General features: G+C 59.7%; 13 protein-coding genes. 5 read left to right on the plus strand and 8 right to left on the minus strand.

Translation table 11 applies throughout. The features are described 5' to 3' along the window. Nucleotides 1-41: 41 nt before the first annotated feature. The 4 genes from pruA to BDD14_RS21915 form a co-directional block, all read right to left on the minus strand. On the minus strand, nt 42-1679 hold the full coding sequence (gene pruA / locus BDD14_RS21900) for an L-glutamate gamma-semialdehyde dehydrogenase (protein WP_130421241.1): 1638 nt from the start codon (nt 1677-1679) through the stop codon (nt 42-44). A 744-nt stretch (nt 1680-2423) separates the two neighbouring features. Next, nucleotides 2424-3029, minus strand: coding sequence for a hypothetical protein (locus BDD14_RS21905; RefSeq protein WP_130421243.1), 606 nt, complete (start codon nt 3027-3029; stop codon nt 2424-2426). 104 nt (nt 3030-3133) lie between these two features. After that, nucleotides 3134-4003 carry an RHS repeat-associated core domain-containing protein gene (locus BDD14_RS21910; protein ID WP_130421245.1) on the minus strand — a complete coding sequence of 290 codons (870 nt, stop codon included), beginning with the start codon at nt 4001-4003 and terminating at the stop codon, nt 3134-3136. 21 nt (nt 4004-4024) lie between these two features. After that, nucleotides 4025-7561 (minus strand): glycosyltransferase, encoded by a 3537-nt coding sequence (locus tag BDD14_RS21915; RefSeq protein ID WP_130421247.1) that lies wholly within the window; start codon nt 7559-7561, stop codon nt 4025-4027. A 116-nt stretch (nt 7562-7677) separates the two neighbouring features. Here BDD14_RS21915 and BDD14_RS21920 point away from each other — a divergent pair, with 116 nt between their 5' ends. Continuing rightward, a complete protein-coding gene (locus tag BDD14_RS21920; protein WP_242618116.1) occupies nt 7678-9183 on the plus strand; it encodes a glycosyltransferase family 39 protein in 1506 nt (501 codons plus the stop codon). Here the strand turns inward: BDD14_RS21920 and BDD14_RS21925 are convergent. From BDD14_RS21925 to BDD14_RS21940, 4 genes are read right to left on the minus strand one after another with little or no spacing between them, the layout of a single operon-like run. Continuing rightward, on the minus strand, nt 9079-9762 hold the full coding sequence (locus tag BDD14_RS21925) for an alpha/beta hydrolase (protein WP_130421249.1): 684 nt from the start codon (nt 9760-9762) through the stop codon (nt 9079-9081). The genes BDD14_RS21920 and BDD14_RS21925 overlap by 105 nt on opposite strands. Beyond that, a complete protein-coding gene (locus BDD14_RS21930) occupies nt 9759-10709 on the minus strand; it encodes a ring-cleaving dioxygenase (RefSeq protein ID WP_130421251.1) in 951 nt (316 codons plus the stop codon). The genes BDD14_RS21925 and BDD14_RS21930 overlap by 4 nt, the downstream gene beginning before the upstream one ends. 35 nt (nt 10710-10744) lie before the next feature. Beyond that, entirely contained in the window at nt 10745-12130 is a 1386-nt protein-coding gene (locus BDD14_RS21935; protein WP_130421253.1) for an FAD-containing oxidoreductase, read from the minus strand. Next, entirely contained in the window at nt 12127-12588 is a 462-nt protein-coding gene (locus BDD14_RS21940; RefSeq protein ID WP_130421255.1) for a DUF4126 domain-containing protein, read from the minus strand. Before BDD14_RS21940 ends, BDD14_RS21935 begins: the two co-directional genes overlap by 4 nt. Nucleotides 12589-12764: 176 nt before the next feature. Between BDD14_RS21940 and BDD14_RS21945 the strand changes: the two genes are divergently transcribed. The 4 genes from BDD14_RS21945 (at nt 12765) to adh (ending at nt 17180) form a co-directional block, all read left to right on the plus strand. After that, on the plus strand, nt 12765-13484 hold the full coding sequence (locus tag BDD14_RS21945; protein ID WP_130421257.1) for an SDR family NAD(P)-dependent oxidoreductase: 720 nt from the start codon (nt 12765-12767) through the stop codon (nt 13482-13484). 234 nt (nt 13485-13718) lie between these two features. Beyond that, nucleotides 13719-14414 (plus strand): lipid-binding SYLF domain-containing protein, encoded by a 696-nt coding sequence (locus BDD14_RS21950; RefSeq protein ID WP_130421259.1) that lies wholly within the window; start codon nt 13719-13721, stop codon nt 14412-14414. Between the two features lie 349 nt (nt 14415-14763). Beyond that, the gene (locus tag BDD14_RS21955; protein ID WP_130421261.1) at nt 14764-15459 is read left to right on the plus strand and encodes a lipid-binding SYLF domain-containing protein; all 696 of its coding nucleotides are present in this window, start codon (nt 14764-14766) and stop codon (nt 15457-15459) included. Between the two features lie 191 nt (nt 15460-15650). Beyond that, a complete protein-coding gene (gene adh, locus BDD14_RS21960) occupies nt 15651-17180 on the plus strand; it encodes an aldehyde dehydrogenase (protein ID WP_242618117.1) in 1530 nt (509 codons plus the stop codon). The last annotated feature ends 1 nt before the right edge of the window (nt 17181 follow it).

Below are 17181 nucleotides of genomic sequence, written 5' to 3' on the forward strand. Positions count from 1 at the left end.
CGCTCTCGAGTGGGTCTTTTCTGTATTTGCCTGCGCTTTCATCAAAGCCCCTGCTCAGTCTGCTTTTCGATCTCCGGGCTGGCGTGGCCGATCTTTTCACCGATGCTCTTTGCCTGGGTGAAGAGCAGAAGGTAGTCCGGACCGCCGGCCTTGGAGTCGGTTCCGCTCATGTTGAAGCCGCCGAAAGGGTGAGCTCCCACCATCGCACCGGTGCACTTGCGGTTGAAGTACAGGTTGCCCACGTGGAACTCCTCGCGGGCGCGATCAAGTTTTTCGCGTGAAGAAGAGTAGACCGATCCGGTGAGCCCATACTCGGTGTTGTTGGCGATCGCCAGCGCTTCGTCGAAGCTCTGCGATTTGATTACCGCCAGCACCGGCCCGAAGATCTCCTCCTGGGCGATGCGAGCAGTCGGGCTGACATCGGCGATGACGGTCGGCGAGATGTAGTAACCACCGTCGGGCGTTTCAATGGTTATGCCGCCATTGAGCAGCCTGCCCTCGTCCTTGCCGATCTCGATGGAGTCGAGAACCTTCTTGTACGCCTTCGGACTGATGACGGGACCGGTGTAGACGTTCTCCGCGGGATCTCCCGTTTTGATCTGATCGACACGGGCCTGGAGCCGGTCGCAGAAGGTGTCGTAGATGCTGGCGTCGACGATGGCGCGCGAGCAGGCGGAGCACTTTTGGCCATTGAAGCCAAAGGCGCTCGCGACGACGCCTTCAATCGCGGCATCGAGATCTGCATCACCCGCGACAATGATTGCGTCCTTGCCGCCCATCTCGAGGATGGTGCGTTTGATGAACTTCTGTCCGGGTTGGGTGCGGGCGGCGCTCTCATGAATCTCAAGCCCGACCGCCTTCGATCCGGTGAAGGCGATGAAGCGGGTCTGGGGATGCGCGACGACAGCGGAGCCGAAGCCGGGGCCCTCGCCCTGGCAGAGGTTCACGACCCCATCGGGGAGGCCGGCCTCTTCCAGCAGGCTCACGAAGTGCGCGGCGATGGTGGGAGCATCGACCGAGGGCTTCAGGATGACGGTATTGCCGCAGACAATCGCTGCTGCGGTCATTCCGGCCATGATGGCGAAGGGAAAGTTCCAGGGCGGGATGACGGCTCCGACGCCGAGCGGGATGTAGCGGAGCTGGTTGTGCTCGCCGGGGAACTGGATGGGCGTGGTCGCGGCGTCCAGCTTGAGCGCTTCGCGGCCATAAAACTCGAGAAAGTCGATGGTCTCGCCTACGTCGGCGTCGGCCTCGCCCCAGTTCTTTCCGACCTCGAAGGTGAGCCAGGCGCAGAACTCGAACTTGCGCTCTCGAATCAGGTCGGCAGCCAGGAAGAGAAGAGCAGCGCGCTCGGTCGCGGGGGTCCGGCTCCAGGCAGGGAAGGCGGCGAGCGCGGCGGCGACGGCTTTCCCTGCAAGCTCGGCTTCGGCGCGCTGGTGAATTCCGACGATCTGGGTCGGGCGTGCCGGGTTGATCGAAACGATCTTGCCGTCGGTCTTCAGGCGGCGGCCGCCGATGACCAGGTCGTACTCCCGTCCGAGCTGGGTTTCGACATCGGCAAGAGCCTGCTTCATCGCCCGCTTGTTTTCGGCGTCGTTGAAGTCGATGAAAGGCTCGTTGACGAAGGGGGTCTCTGCGGTGCGCGAGGGGGCGGCGGAGGTGAGATCAGCGGTTGCCATAACAGTTCATTCTAGCTCCGCTGGGCGGGCGATGCGTTACATGCCTCCCAATCCCGGTTAATTCGCGTAAAATATTCTAACATAAAGACTTAGCTTTGGACCGTGATCTGAATCTCCTTTGAATTCGGAGGATATTAGTGCAAGGTCTTCAAAATAAATGGCTTAAAGGAAAAGACCCGGCGTGGGCCGGATCTTTGACACTCTTTTTCATCTGATTCAAGTCTAGCAGGTTCGGGGGATCGATTCGGCACATGCAAGTTACTGATTTATATAATGTTACAGCGTTTTTCTCTTGACACTGCTGGTGACCGGGTTTCACGAAGGGCTCCTCGCGGAAACAACAGGCCCAATCCAAATGCTGCAGACGACTGGAGGATGGTATTCCGGTCGCGCTTTCGCTCAATGACCCACCTTAGCCGCGATGAGGCTTTCGGCGAAGATGGTAACCGATTCCAAATGTGGGCCACCCGCCCTGACGCCCCTTTTTGTAGTGCCTTCTGGAAGAAGGCCAAACCTTAAGGCCTGGCGTACCCAGAGGCGGTTCGAGCTTGGCTCGAATGGCCCACTCATGCGATGAAACCGCATGAATGGGGCACCCGAAGAATGGGTTGGTTCGGATGTATGGGCCACCCGCCCCACCTTAGCCGCGATGAAGCTGCGGCGAAGATGGGCACCCGATTTGTGGTGGGTTAGATGTGGGCCACCCAGCCGGACGAACTCCGAGCGTGGCCGGTAGCCTCTAGGTCACTGCGGCTTTGTCGGAGCGGCATGGCCCGACTCGTGAAGCAACGTGGTCGCAGCGGGAGCGAAGGCGAGTACAGGGCTGGAGGCGATGCACTGAAAAGATGCGATTGAGCGCGACGAGTTTCCATACGCAACGAAGTCTGCACCGGTCATTGTCCCATGTGGCTTCGACGCGACTAGCTTACGCAGCTCGTCAGAGCTGGGGAAGTATCCGACTTCGGCCTTCATCCCGGATATTTGGGAAGCAACGAAGACACGGGGGACATTATGCACCCGATACGGCGGCACCGTCTCTCGGATGGGGAGCGTGGCCGTGATCTGAGCTGAGTAGCTCTCCGATGGATGCAAAAGCGTCAGTCTGGCGGACGCATCATCATGGTCGAAGAAGATATCGCGGGAAGGTTCGTAGAGGGCGAACCCCGCTATAAGCACCCTCTCGTTTTTGGGATCGGGATACCAGTACGGACCACTGCTGCCGTCGGTTCTCTTAGGATCTGTGACAACGTACACATCCTCGCCGGAGACGTTGCGGACTACGATCTTGAACGCTTGCCCTGCGCTCTCCCCCTCGACCCGCTGAAGACTCACTTCAAGGCTTGCATTCATGGACTGGCACTTTCCCTCAGCGATGTGAGTTGATTGCGAAGCGGATGCGCCTTGGGGCGACATCCGCAACGCCGATGCAAAGAGCAGAAGTAGAACTAGGGTTTTCATGGCTGCGGAGTCCAGTTGTCCGGGTTGGTATATGTCGCCCTATCGTTTAAGCCGAACGGATGTCTCAACTTCTGCTCCGTGATGTCGCCTGGCTGCGTGAACCATTGAAAACCAACGGTTCGGAATTCCTCGGTTCGCCAACGCTCTTGATAGTTGCCAGTGGGATCGGAGAACGAGTGGACTCCTAAGCCGTAATCGATTGTGCCGTTAGCGATGTGGGTCGCATGAATCAGCTCATGACCAAGAGTCACCTGCCCCGGCTCATCTGCGGCGGCAATCGCGCTGTTTCCCGGCCCTGTTCGAGCCTGATTGGTGCTTCCCGTCGGGTCGTATTTTATGAAGACATTCGCAGCGTCCCCGGCAGTGCTTCCGTTTCGGCTTCCCGGATCGGTTGAGATATGGATTACCGTCGAAGTGTTCACGATGGAAGAGACTAAGGACGTGCCCGCTCCGTTACCGTCGAGATGATTCCAGATTCGTTGTAGCAGTCCAGCCTTGATGACTGTGCCGTCTGCCCCAACCTTTGTTCCCGGCACTAGCTTAGCTAAATCAGCTCCACATTGAGCCGTGTCGCCTTCGCACTTTCCAACGTGCCCGTCCGGATCGAATTTCGAAAGCGGATTGTTCCCAACATAGGCATACAGATTCAGGCTCTGCGGATCGCCCAGCTTTGCATACGGTACAGGCGCAACTTTGGCGCTCCAGTCGGGCGACATGAACCTACCCATCGACGAACCGTAGAATCTGGCCCCGAAGTAATCGAGTCCACTTTCTGTATCCCGTTCTTTGCCGGTATAACGAGGTTCGGTCAAAACGCACGAATGCACATAACGCAGGGGCCGGTCGTAGATAAAGTGGGTCTGCATCGTAGTGATGGAGCAATCCCTTTACTGGTGTTCGGCGAGTGCCTCGGTTTGTTTGGACATCTTCGCGGTGCGTTCGAGCTTGTCCCAGCTGAACGGTTTGCCGTCGATCGCACGCTTAATCGTCTTGAACAGAACGATCGAAAAGACCTGGCGATAAGTGAAGCGCTGGATCCAGATGTGAACGAGCAGCCAGGCGTCGCCGCGGCTGGCGGGATGTTTGCGCTCGAGCGCGAAGGCGAGGGCCGAGGTGAGGAAATCGATGACGAGGAAGGCAAGGAAGAAGAGGAGCAGCTTATGGAAGCTGGCGGTTGACGTAGTGTCGGGGTGGAAGTGCTTGTCGATGAAGTAGTGGACCACACCGGCGACGAACATCAGGTCGATCAGGGGTGAGACCAGCGGCAGCAGAATCTGGAAGATGAGGATGTTGGGCAGCGCGAAGAGGCCCATGGCGCGATGTTTCGTGATGGCCCCGCGGTGTTTGAAGATGGCCTGAAGGATTCCGAAGGACCAGCGGAAGCGCTGGCGCATGAGGCCGTCCATGTCGACGGGAGCCTCGGTGAAGGCGAGAGCCTGGTCCTCGTAGATGACGGAGTAGCCCTGCTCGAGCACGTTCATGGTGAGGTCGGCATCTTCGGCCACGGTGTCGGGGTGATAGCCTCCGCCGGCGCGCACGGTAGAGGTGCGCCAGGCACCGATGGCTCCGGGGACGACCATGACGACGTCGAAGAGGTCGAGGGCGCGGCGCTCGAAGTTCTGCGAGGTGATGTACTCGAGTGCCTGCCAGCGGGTCCAGAGGTTCACGCGATTGCCGACCTTGGCGTTGCCGGCGACGGCGCCGATCTTCGGGTTGGCGAAGTGGCAGACGAGGCGGGTGATGGCGTCGTGGGCGATGACGCCATCGGCGTCGATGCCGATGTAGATCTCCTCGTCGGTGTGGTTGAGGGCGAAGTTGAGCGCCTCGGCCTTGCCGCCGTTGGGCTTTGTAAGCACCGTCAGGCGACCGGCGGCGATATCGGCGGGGTATGCGTCGCGGGCGACCTCGAAGGTGCGGTCGGTTGAACCGTCGTCGATGACGATGATGCGGAGATTTTTGTAGTTGGACATCATCACCGACCGGATGGTGCGGACGATGACCTTCTCTTCGTTATAGGCGGGAATGAGGACGGCGACGCGCGGAGCATAGTCGGGCGCGGCGAAGTTTTTGCGCGTACGGAGGCGGTCGATGACGGCGAAGATGCCGATGAGGATGAGCCGCGCGCTCATCAGGATGTCGCCGACAAAGAAGAGGCTGACGACGAAGTTGTTGAAGAAGCCGAAGAGGAAGAAGGTGATGGAGTCGGCGCGGGCCTGCCAGCGCTGGTGCGGGGTGAGCGGAGGCATGACCTGGGCACGGGTTTTGCCGATCAGCTCGGAGACGGGAACGATCTGGTACCCGCGCTCGCGCAGCGTGGTGATGAGCATCGGCAGTGCGGCGACGGTGGCGGCGCGATCTCCGCCCCCATCATGCATGAGGATGATGGAGCCGCGTGTCCAGGGGCGCTTGTCCATCTCGGAGATCTGGGCAAAGACGTCGTCGGTGATCTCCTGCGGAGTCTTGCGCGGGGTTTCATTCCAGTCGTTGGTATCGATCTTGTTTCCGAGGATGACGTAGCCGCGGCTCTGGATGCGTTCGACGGGAGCAGCCTGATCGTTGGTGTCGGGCTCCTGGTCGATGGAGTAGGGAGGACGGAAGTAGAGCGGCTGCACGCCGATCTTCGAAGCGAAGAGGCGCTCGGTGAGGTTCAGCTCGAGATCGACCTGCCCCTTGGAGATCTCGGCGATATCGGGATGAGTGAAGCTGTGGTTGCCTATCTCATGACCCTCGCGGTAGACGCGCTGCATGATGCCGACGTTCTTCTCCGCCTCCTCGCCGATCATGAGGAAGACACCCTTCACGTTGTACTGCTTCAGGACATCGAGAATCTTTGGGGTCCATTCGGCATCGGGACCGTCGTCAAACGAGATCGCTACCTTTTTGGGGTTGTAACCGTACTGCGTCACGGTGTACGAGAGCGGGTAGGACTCCATCGATTCCTGCAGCACCATGCGGTACTGCGAAGGGACGGAATCGTCGTCATCCATGGTGAGGTCGCGCGAGCCATCCTGAGGCTTTCGTGTGATGCGCAGGACGTCGCCTTCCCCTTCGGTATCGATGTCGTAGCCTGGCGGAACCTGGGCCAGGTCTTTGGCGGGATCGGCGTGAAGCGGGGCGTCCCAGATCTTCCAGAGAGAGTTGTCCTCCTGTCCCAGACGCCAGAGCGCAATCGTCTGGATGCCCAGCGCGCGGGCTGCACGCATCTCATTCATAACGGTGACGGCGTCGAGAAACCAGACGTAGTGACGCACATGGGCGTCGTCGTCATCGTAGGCGAAGTGGACGTTGAGCGAGTCGTCGTCCAGATCGATGTGGGAGTGGGAGTCGTAGGCCTGCTGCCATGCCTGCTGTGTCGAGATACTGGTTACGGAGAGGACCTTCTCCGGGACGCTCGGGACATTTTTTTTGCCTCTCTTCCGAACGGTCGGAGACGTCGTGGTCCAGTCATAGCCGTAGCTTCCGATGGCGCAGATGATCTTGTCCTTCGGAACGACCTTCAGAGCCCATTTGAGGTTGTCGATGAACCAGTCCTGCGAGGCGATGGGTCCGGGCCCGCTGCCGGTCTCGTGCTCGTCGTAGTTCATCAACAGCAGACCGTCGGAGTGGTCGGCGAGGAACTTCATGTCGAAGTCTTCGTCGTGCGCGGGAACGTTGACGTAGACGCGAAGGTTGCGGGGATGAAAATCGTCGTACAGGGCAGCGATGAGAGCCTTGAAGCCTGGCTGCGCTTCGAGAGGAATCTCTTCGAGGTCAACGGAAAGGCCGCGGTACGTGGGGTTGGCGGCGAGCAGCTGATCGACCTGATGGATGAAGTTGGCGCGAGCGGTTTCGCTCGAGAGGAACTGACCGATCTCGGGCATGAAGACGCCTTTGACCGGGTCGTAGTTGTTTACAAGCGGGAAGACATCGAGATTGACGTGACTGGACGAGATGAGATCGCCGATTTTGCCGTCGTGATCCACCGGCGCGATGCGGCCTTTGTTCACGATTGGGTATGGACGATTGTCAAGAGAGAAGCCGGTCAGGGCTCCATCGGGCGAGACGACATGCAGCCATTCGGGAAAGAGCAGATCGATCTGGCTGATGTGTTGACGAAGGGAGGAGAAACTGGCGGGATCGTCCTCGACGTAGTAGGCCGCGCGGAGTCCTTCGCCGGAGTTCAGGGGAACGTCGGCGGGCTTGAGATCGGTCTTGCGGTGGGCTGACCGGCGGAACTTGAGGCCCTTCAGGTTTTGCTGGTTCGCCAGCGTCCGGTAGTTGCGCTTGTGCGCGGACAGCAAAAGCTCCGGCAGAGGCTGCATGCGGATGAGCCCGACGAGAAAGATGATTCCGAGAATGAGACCGCCCAGGGCGAGCGAGTCAAAGGCGACCCGAAGACGCTTCCAGCGTTTGCGTTGCGGATCGTAAAAGATTTGTTTGCTCATCAGGGAGTGCGATGCATACGCGAGGGCGGGGTGCCCTTCTTCCATCCTATGCAGGTGCGCTGGCGGAGTCAACGAGGAGGTTGGCCGATGGAACGTTCACAGTATGATGCAGTTGCATGCCCGTGATTAAGAGAAGGATGGTGATGCAGTTCTGGCTGGCGCTCGCCCTGGGACTCGCCCTGCGGCTGGTCTTTGTGCTGCATGCCCCACGTATCGCAGGCGATACGCTGATTTATGGAGACATTGCGAAGAACTGGATGCAATACCACGTCTACGGCTTCGCGGAGTCGGCTGCGGGACCGATCCCAACCCTGATCCGTCTGCCTGGGTATCCACTGTTTCTCGCGCTGTGCTTCCGGATCTTCGGCGATGACCAGTACACGGCGGTGATGCTGGTCCAGTGCCTGATCGACCTGGGGACGTGCGTTCTGATGGCCGATCTCGCCCGGTGTGTCTTTGGCCAGCGTGCAGCTCTCGTCGTGCTGTGGTTGGGGGCCCTGTGTCCCTTCACGGCAAACTATGTTGCGTCTCCTCTGACGGAGACGCTGAGCCTGGCATGTATCGCGGTAGCGTTCTATGGGTTGGAGCGCTGGAGGCTGCAGCGGACAGGATGGAACCGCTGGCTGTGGATGATTGCGGCGGCGCTGGCCTACGCCGTGCTGCTACGTCCCGAACAGGGATTGTTAGCCGTGGCGATTGTTCCCGCGATGGTTTGGATCGCGGTACGGCGCGAGGGCGGTTTTCACGGGACTGCGCCCGTTGCGACGCTGGCGCTTTGCGTGGTCCTGCCGCTGGTTCCATGGACGGCCCGGAACTGGAGGACATTCCATGTGTTCCAGCCGCTGGTGCCTCGCGACGCGACCGATCCGGGCGAGTTGGTTCCCCGAGGCTTCAATCGCTGGTACCGCACATGGGCGATCGATTTTGCTTCGACCGAAGACGTTTATTGGAACTGGAATACCGCGCTGATCGATATCAACGACATTCCCACACGCGCCTTCGACACGGAGGACCAATACAACCGCGTGGCGGCGTTGCTGAACGAGCACAACGAGACCTTTAACGCGACCGCAAAGCTGGATTCAGCCTTCGGCGTGCTGGCGAAGGAGCGGATTGCCGACGACCCGATCCGGTATTACGTTGCATTGCCCGTTGCACGGTTGTTGAACATGGTGCTTCGCCCTCGAACGGAGATGATGGAGATCGCCCTCGAATGGTGGAAGTGGAGCAGACACCCTGCGAAGACTGCCTTCTCGAGCGCCTACGCGCTGCTGAATCTCGCCTACTTCGCGCTGGGAGGAACAGGTCTCTGGCGATGGCGGCACAGACAATGGGACGGCTACGCCGTGCTGGGTTGGTCGACGGTCGCTTTCCTTCTGCTCCGTTGCGCGCTGCTGTTGACGCTCGACAACTCCGAGCCGCGCTATACTCTGGAGTTTTTCCCTCTGCTGACGCTGTGGGCAGGTGCTCTTTTCTTTTGCCCCAGCGCCAAAGGCGCAGGGAGCCACCAGCCTCGGTCAGGTTCTGATCGGCGTGTTGCCGAATGCGTCCAGCACGATGCGTCGCGCGGCGTCGAGCTCTTCCGGAAGGATAGTATGGGGCCTGCCGGGAAAACGCCGTAGAGTGACGACGGCCCCCATTCCAGCAAGAATGTTGGCCGACTCCTGTACCCGCGCAAAAGGGACGTGCGGATCGGGATCTCCCGAGCCGAAAAATGCGGGGGTTCCTGCAAGGTCGCCCGTGTGCCGCAGATCTTCGTCGGGCGGACCGATGAGCCCGCCGGTGAAGGCGATGAGACCGGCATAGCGGTGCGGATGCGAGGCGACAAACTCCGTCGCCAGGCAGGCACCCTGCGAGAAGCCGCAGAGCACGATATTTTCGGCGTCGATTCCAGCGTCGGTCGCCTGCTTTACCGTGGCTGCCACCTTGCCGAGTGCGGAGTTCAGCCATGGCTGGTTCTGTTCCCGGGGCGCGAGAAAGGAGTACGGATACCAGCTGTTGCCCGCGGCCTGTGGCGCCAGATAGGCCAGCTCTGGCCGGTACATCTCGCCTGCGAGCGAGAGAATATCGTCGGCAGTCCCGCCGCGTCCGTGCAGCAGGATCACTGCTCCCAGTGCATGCTTGAGCGTCTCGCCGAGATGGGGTACCGGCTGGTCGCGGTGCGGATCGAGAGCGTTCGGTTCAAGCGCAGCGTCCGTCATACGGTTACTTTCTCCTTGTGCAGCTCGAGCGGCGGAAGTCGCTGCTCGATGACGGGACGATGTTGCTCCAGCCAGCTTGGAATACGCAGCGCCTCGCCCAGCGAATCGAGAGGCTCATCCAGCGCGAAGCCTGGTGGATCTGTCGCAAGTTCGAAGAGCACGCCTCCCGGTTCACGGAAGTAGATGGAGTGAAAGTAGGTGCGGTCCAGCACCGGAGTTACATCCAGGTGCTGGTCGAGGATCTCTCTCCACTCCAAATGCGAGGCATCGTCGGCGGCGCGAAATGCGATGTGGTGTACGGTTCCCGAGCCGCTGCGTCCATGATGGCCATCAGGGTTCACGAGCAGATCGATGTGATTGCCCAGCGCCGAACCCTCGGCCGAGAAGCGCAAGCGGTTCCCCTGTTCGTCGCGCTTTGTGAAGCCCATGATGTTCAGGATTGCCGCGGTCTCTTCCGCCTGCTTGAGAAACAAAGTCACGCCAAAAAACCCGCGCAGGCTGTGCTCCGCAGGAATCGCGCTGAAGCGGGAAGGATGAGGGGACTCGGCATGGGCATGCCCGACGATCTCGATCTTCATGCCGTCGGGATCGGGAAAGGTCAGCACGGTTTCTTTGAAACGCTCGCTGCGCTCGACCGGCAGGTTGTAGCTGGAGAGCCGGTTCTCCCAGAAGTCGATGGAAGACAAAGGAGCGCTAAACGCCGTAAGGGTCACCTCGCCGACTCCCGCACTTCCACGCGGCGTGCGTGGCCAGGGGAAGAAGGTCAGAATGGTTCCGGGGGTGCCGGAATCGTCGCCGAAGTAGAAGTGGTAGCTGCCGGGATCGTCGAAGTTGACCGTGCGCTTGACGAAGCGAAGGCCGAGGACCTCCGTGTAGAAGTCCAGGTTGGTCTGGGGGTCTGAGGCGATGGCGGTGACGTGGTGCAATCCAACGATGGGCTTCGGCATGACATTGTCCTTTCCTGAAAGCAGAGCGTAACGGACTACTGCAGCGGCTTGAGATCCCCAAGAACTGTGGGAATCAACTCGGAGACGGTGGGATGAATGTGAACCGCACGCTGAATGGTCGTATATGGCGCGCGCGCATACATGACATCGGTGATGCAGTGGATGGCTTCGTCGCCGCCGACTCCAAGAATCGATGCCCCGAGAATCTGCTTGCTCTCGGAGTCCACCAGAACCTTCATGAAGCCGTCGCTCTCGCCTTTTTCGACGGCGCGATTGACCTTCGTCATGGGCCGGGTCCCGATCAGGGCAGGCTTTCCAGATTCTCGCACTTCGCGTTCGGTCATGCCTACGCGTGCCAGCGGCGGATCCATGAAGAGGCCATAGGTGGTGATGCGGTCCGAGACGCGGCGGGGATCGTTGTCCAGCAGGTTCGCCGCGACGATCTCGAAGTCGTTATACGCCGTGTGGGTAAAGGCTCCCTTGCCATTGCAGTCGCCCATGGCCCAGATGCCGGGGACGTTCGTCCGGAGCTGATCGTCGACCTGGATATAGCCCTTGTCGTCGATGGCGACCCCTGCTTTCTCCAGCCCGAGGTCATCCGTGTTGGGCGTGCGGCCTACGGCAAGCAGGACATGCGAGGCGGTCGTGGGGGTCCCATCTTCCTCGCAGGTCACGTGGACAGAGACGCCCTGAGGATCGCTGTGCAGCTGGATGCATTCCGCGTTGAGGCGGATGTGAATTCCTTCCTTCTCGAGAATCTCTTTGATGGTTGCGGAGACGTCCTCATCTTCGCGATGCGTCAGGCGCGATGCCATCTCGACGATGGTGACCTCGCTGCCGAAGCGGCGGAAGGCCTGCGCGAATTCGATTCCGATGTAGCTTCCCCCCACAACCACGAGATGGCGCGGAAGCGTTTCAAGATCGAGCAGGGAGGTGTTCGTGAGAAAAGGAACCTCCTTCACGCCCGGCATGTCGGGCACATAGGCGCGGCCGCCTACGTTCAGAAAGATCTGTGGGGCCGTGATCGCCTCTTCGCCCACACGGATCTCCGTCGGCGACTCGAAACGCGCATGATCGGTAAAGACGGTGCAGTTTTCCATGTCCCGAAGCCAGCTTTCGATGCTGTTGCGCGACTTCAGGAGCACGGAGTCTTTCCGTGCCTTCAGGGCCTTCATGTCCGCGGTTACCGGGCCGGCCACGTCGATGCCATAGCTCTTCGCGGTACGCGCCTTGTGAGCGACGTACGCACTGGCGATCAGCGTTTTGGTCGGAGTGCAGCCGGTGTTGACGCACGTTCCGCCAAAGAGTTTTCGCTCGACGATGGCCACCTTGCGTCCTGCCTGCGCGAGTCGTCCGGCGAGGGAGGGACCGGCCTGGCCGGCACCGACGATGATGGCGTCGAAATCCTTTCGCGTCGTCATAGATGCGAGACTATCAGCAGGCCGCCGAAGATGGCGATGGCGTCTTCGATGAGGGCAGCGGGAAGATCGTTGCTGATGGTGCGTGAGAGCCAGCCGCGGAATGCGGCTCCGCCGAGGGTTCCGGCTACGGCTCCAATCGCTCCAGCCAGCAGGCCGCCCACCAGCGACTCGCGGGAGGCGCCGATGGCTGCGCCAGAGAGAGCGCCCGTGACCACACGGGTGATGAACTGCGGCGGAATCTTACGGCTGGGAGTCTTCGGGAGTTTGTCATTGACCAGCTCGCCCAGCGCGCCCAGAGAAAACAGCCATCGAGTGATGGCGGAGCTGAAGAAATGAAGCGATGTGCCCTCGAGGTTCAGCCAGCCCAGTCCGGCGGCCCAGCTCACCAGGGCAGGGGCCATGACGGCGCGTAGCCCAGCTATGATGCCGATCAGAAACGCAGATACAAGGATAGCCATGCGAGCCCTCGTCTACAGTGGAGTGGATGTTTTGGCGATCATAGAGAGCCGCGGACGGGGAGGCAATCATTAATGTCGGGAGAGAAAGACCCTCTGGGTGTGGTGGTGATTCATAAACACACAAGAGTTGATCCGGGGTGAGCATATTCTCGGACTGTGTTTGCGAAGGAGGAGAGATGCAGATCAGCTGTGCAGGCAAAGTTGTGCTGGTGGCAGGTGGAACAGGCGGGTTGGGGCGCGGTGTCAGCCTCGCATTTCTCGCCGAGGGTACGAAGGTAGTCGCGACGTACCGCAACGAAGAGGAGTTCGCTGTGCTCAAGGCCGCAGCCGGTACACACGCTGAGTTGCTGGAAGGAGCGAATACGGATGTGACGGACGAATCCTCGGTGACGTCTCTGGTGGCTGAGATCGTGGCGAAGCACGGTCGCCTCGACGTGCTCGTCAACACCGTGGGGGGCTACGCGGGAGGGATCAAGCTGTGGGAGCTCGAGCCGAAGGTCTTCGAGCGCATGCTCGACCTTAATCTGCGTACCGGGTTCGTGCTTGCGCGCGCCGCTATTCCCGCGATGCTGAAGCAGGGAGGCGGTGTTCTGATTAATATCGCCGCGAAGGCCGCGTTCGACCACGCAGCGGGGGCTTCGGCTTATGCGGCGTCCAAGGCGGCTGCGGTCGCCCTGATGGAGTGCCTTGCGGCCGATGTGAAGGGAACGGGGGTTAGGGTGAACACCGTTCTGCCCAGCATTATCGACACCGAGACCAATCGAAAGGCCATGCCCGACGCTCCATTCGCCAAATGGCCCAAGCCGGAGGAGATCGCAGGTGTCATCCTGTTTCTCGCCAGCGACGAGGCACGTGTCGTCCATGGAGCCTCCGTACCTGTATACGGGGAGAGCTAACCCACCGTCGTGCAGTGGAAAGCGGTGAATTAGGCCATGGATTTCGCGGTTCCAAACGCTTGCGCTTTGAATTTTCATTGCCGGAATGAGTTCCATCCCGAGCAACTGTAAGAAAAGATGGCACGTCGTACTAGCAGCGCTACACGGTAGCGTTATCGGCTACTGCCACAAGAAGGTTTCGGAATCTCCCGCATCGCGAACAGCAGCTCGAAAAATGGTTGAGGAGAGAGAAAGATGAAAAAGATTGCATGTCTATCGCTAGGCTTCCTGCTGGTGCTGCCGATGATGGCAAATGCTCAGGACAAGGAAGAGGACCGTGTTAAAGAATCAGGCGACGTTCTAAGGGATATCCTTGAATCGCCCGATAAGGGAATCCCACATGACCTGGTGCATAAGTCTGAATGCGTCGTTGTCTATCCCTCCGTCAAGAAGGCTGCCTTCGTTGTGGGTGGAAGCTATGGCCGTGGTGTCATGACCTGTCGCACAGGTGAGGACTTCAGCGGACCATGGAGTCCCCCGACCATGATGGCTCTGGAAGGCGCCAGTTTCGGTTTCCAGATTGGCGGTCAGGCGACTGACTTTATTTTGCTCATCATGAACGAAAAGGGCGCGAAGTCTGTACTCAAGAGCAAGTTGAAGATCGGTGGCGATGCCTCGGCAGCTGCCGGTCCGGTTGGGCGCACAGCTACCGCTGAGACGAACGCTGTCATGAAGGCCGAAATTCTTTCGTGGTCGCGAGCCCAGGGTCTTTTTGCAGGCGTGTCTCTGACGGGATCGACGATGCGCACCGATGACGACGCAAACAAAAAACTGTATGGAAAAGAACTGACTGCGCCGGACATCGTGGCCAAGCATGAGGTCGAGGCTCCTCCTTCGGCCAGCACGCTGCTTTCGGAGTTGACCAAGGTCTCACCGCACCATCAGAACTAAGGCTTAGAGGCTGAGATAGTTCCATTCCAATCGAGGCTTCAGCCAGTCGGGATCGTTTCCCGCACTGCTGAAGCCTTTCGACTTAACCCGCAAACCTGTCGGGTTCGCTGTGACAGATGCCCCTCAGGAGGTCTACAATTCTGCCCTCGCCGGAATCGGCGAACGCGAAGGAGTAGACGAGTATGGCAACCATGACTGCGCTGGCCAGGAGCCTACGGGTTCCCTGTGTCGATTCGGCCGACGTATGACAATTTTATTGGCGGCGAGTGGGTGGCTCCGGCCGCGAGAAGGTTTCGAATCTCCCGCATTGCGAACAGCAAAGGTCGTAAGAGAGTTGAGGAGAGAAAAGATGAAAAAGATTGCATGTCTATCGTTAGGCTTCCTGCTGGTGCTACCCCTGGCGGCCAATGCCCAAGAAAAGGAAGACGATCGCGTTAAGGAATCTGGCCAGGTTTTGAGGGACATCCTCGAATCGCCGGACAAGGGAATCCCGCATGATCTGGTGGATAAGTCTGAATGCGTGGTTGTATATCCATCCGTGAAGAAGGCAGCCTTTGTGGTGGGTGGAAGCTATGGCCGTGGCATTATTACCTGCCGCACAGGAGAGAATTTCTCCGGACCCTGGAGCGCACCGGCGATGATGGCATTGGAAGGTGCGAGTTTTGGGTTCCAAATCGGTGGTCAGGCAACCGACTTTATTCTGCTCGTCATGAATGAAAAGGGCGCGAAGTCTGTGCTCTCCAGCAAGGTGAAGATCGGTGGCGATGCCTCGGCGGCGGCCGGTCCGGTTGGGCGTTCCGCCACTGCAGAGACCGATATCGTGATGAAGGCCGAGATTCTTTCATGGTCGCGAGCCCAGGGTCTTTTCGCGGGTGTATCTTTGACGGGATCGACGATGCGCGCCGATAATGACGCAAACAAAAAACTGTATGGAAAAGAACTGACTGCGCAGGACATCGTGTTCAAGCATGAGGTCCAGCCTCCTCCTTCGGCCAGCATGCTGCTTTCCGAACTGCATAAGATCTCGCCGAAGCGTAAGCCCTAAGGCTTAACTGCTGAGATAGTTCATTCCTTCGAGGGCTTCAGCCAGTCGGGGTCTTTCCCTAACTGCTGAAGCCCTTTGACTTGTCCCGCTAACCCATTGGGGTTCGGTCTTCGCCTGTGACAGAGGTCGCTCAGGAGGTCTACAATTCCGCCCTCGCCGGGAATCGGCGAAACGCGAAGGAGTAGACGAGTATGGCAACGATGACTGCGCTACGGCCAGGAGCCTACGGGTTCCCTGTGTCGATTCGGCCGAGGTATGACAATTTTATTGGCGGCGAGTGGGTGGCTCCCGCATCCGGACAATACTTCGAGAACGTAACTCCTGTTACCGGACAGGTTCTCTGCGAGATTCCGCGTTCGAATGCAGCCGACATCGACCGCGCTCTCGACGCCGCACATGCTGCAAAAGCCGCGTGGGGCAAGACCTCGACCACCGAACGCGGACGCATGCTCGAGAAGATTGCGCTGCGCATGGAAGAGAACCTCGAGATGCTTGCGACGGTCGAGACCTGGGACAACGGCAAGCCCATCCGCGAGACCATGGCCGCCGATCTTCCGCTGGCGATCGACCATTTCCGTTACTTTGCCGGGTGCATCCGCGCGCAGGAAGGCTCGATCTGCGAGATCGACGAGTCGACCATCGCCTATCACTACCACGAGCCGCTCGGCGTCGTCGGCCAGATCATCCCGTGGAACTTCCCCATCCTGATGGCGACGTGGAAGCTCGCGCCTGCGCTGGCCGCTGGCAACACCGTCGTCCTCAAGCCCGCCGAGCAGACGCCCCTTGGCATTCTTGTTCTGGCGGAGCTGATCCAGGACATCCTTCCTCCCGGCGTCCTGAACATCGTCAACGGCTTCGGCCTTGAGGCAGGCAAGCCGCTCGCCTCCAGCCCGCGCATCGCCAAGATCGCCTTCACCGGCGAGACCACCACCGGCCGCCTCATCATGCAGTATGCTTCGCAGAACATCATCCCGGTCACGCTCGAACTTGGGGGTAAGTCGCCGAACATCTTCTTTGCTGACACCATGCGCGAGGACGACGACTACTTCGACAAGACCCTCGAAGGCTTCGCCATGTTCGCGCTTAATCAGGGCGAGGTCTGCACTTGCCCCTCTCGCGCGCTCGTCCAGGAGTCCATCTATGATCGCTTCATGGAAGCTGCCTTGAAGCGCGTGAAGGCCATCAAGCAGGGCAATCCGCTCGACAAGTCCACGATGATCGGAGCCCAGGCCTCCACCGAGCAGATGGAGAAGATCCTCTCCTATCTCGACATCGGCCGCCAGGAGGGTGCAGAAGTTCTCACCGGCGGCAAGCGCGCGAAGCTCGACGGTGACCTCGCCGACGGTTTCTACATCGAGCCCACAGTCTTCAAGGGCCATAACAAGATGCGTGTCTTCCAGGAAGAAATCTTCGGACCCGTCGTCTCGGTGACGACATTCAAGGACGACGACGAAGCCCTCGCCATCGCCAACGACACGCTCTACGGTCTCGGCGCCGGCATTTGGACCCGCGACCTCAACCGCGCCTATCACTTCGGCCGCGCCATCCAGGCCGGCCGCGTCTGGACCAACTGCTACCACCTCTATCCGGCACATGCTGCCTTCGGTGGCTACAAGCAGTCCGGCATCGGCCGCGAGAACCACAAAGCCATGCTCGACCACTACCAGCAGACGAAGAACCAGCTCGTCAGCTACAGCCCCAAGGCGATGGGCTTCTTCTAAA

Source organism: Edaphobacter modestus, from assembly GCF_004217555.1.
Taxonomy (GTDB): Bacteria; Acidobacteriota; Terriglobia; order Terriglobales; family Acidobacteriaceae; genus Edaphobacter; species Edaphobacter modestus.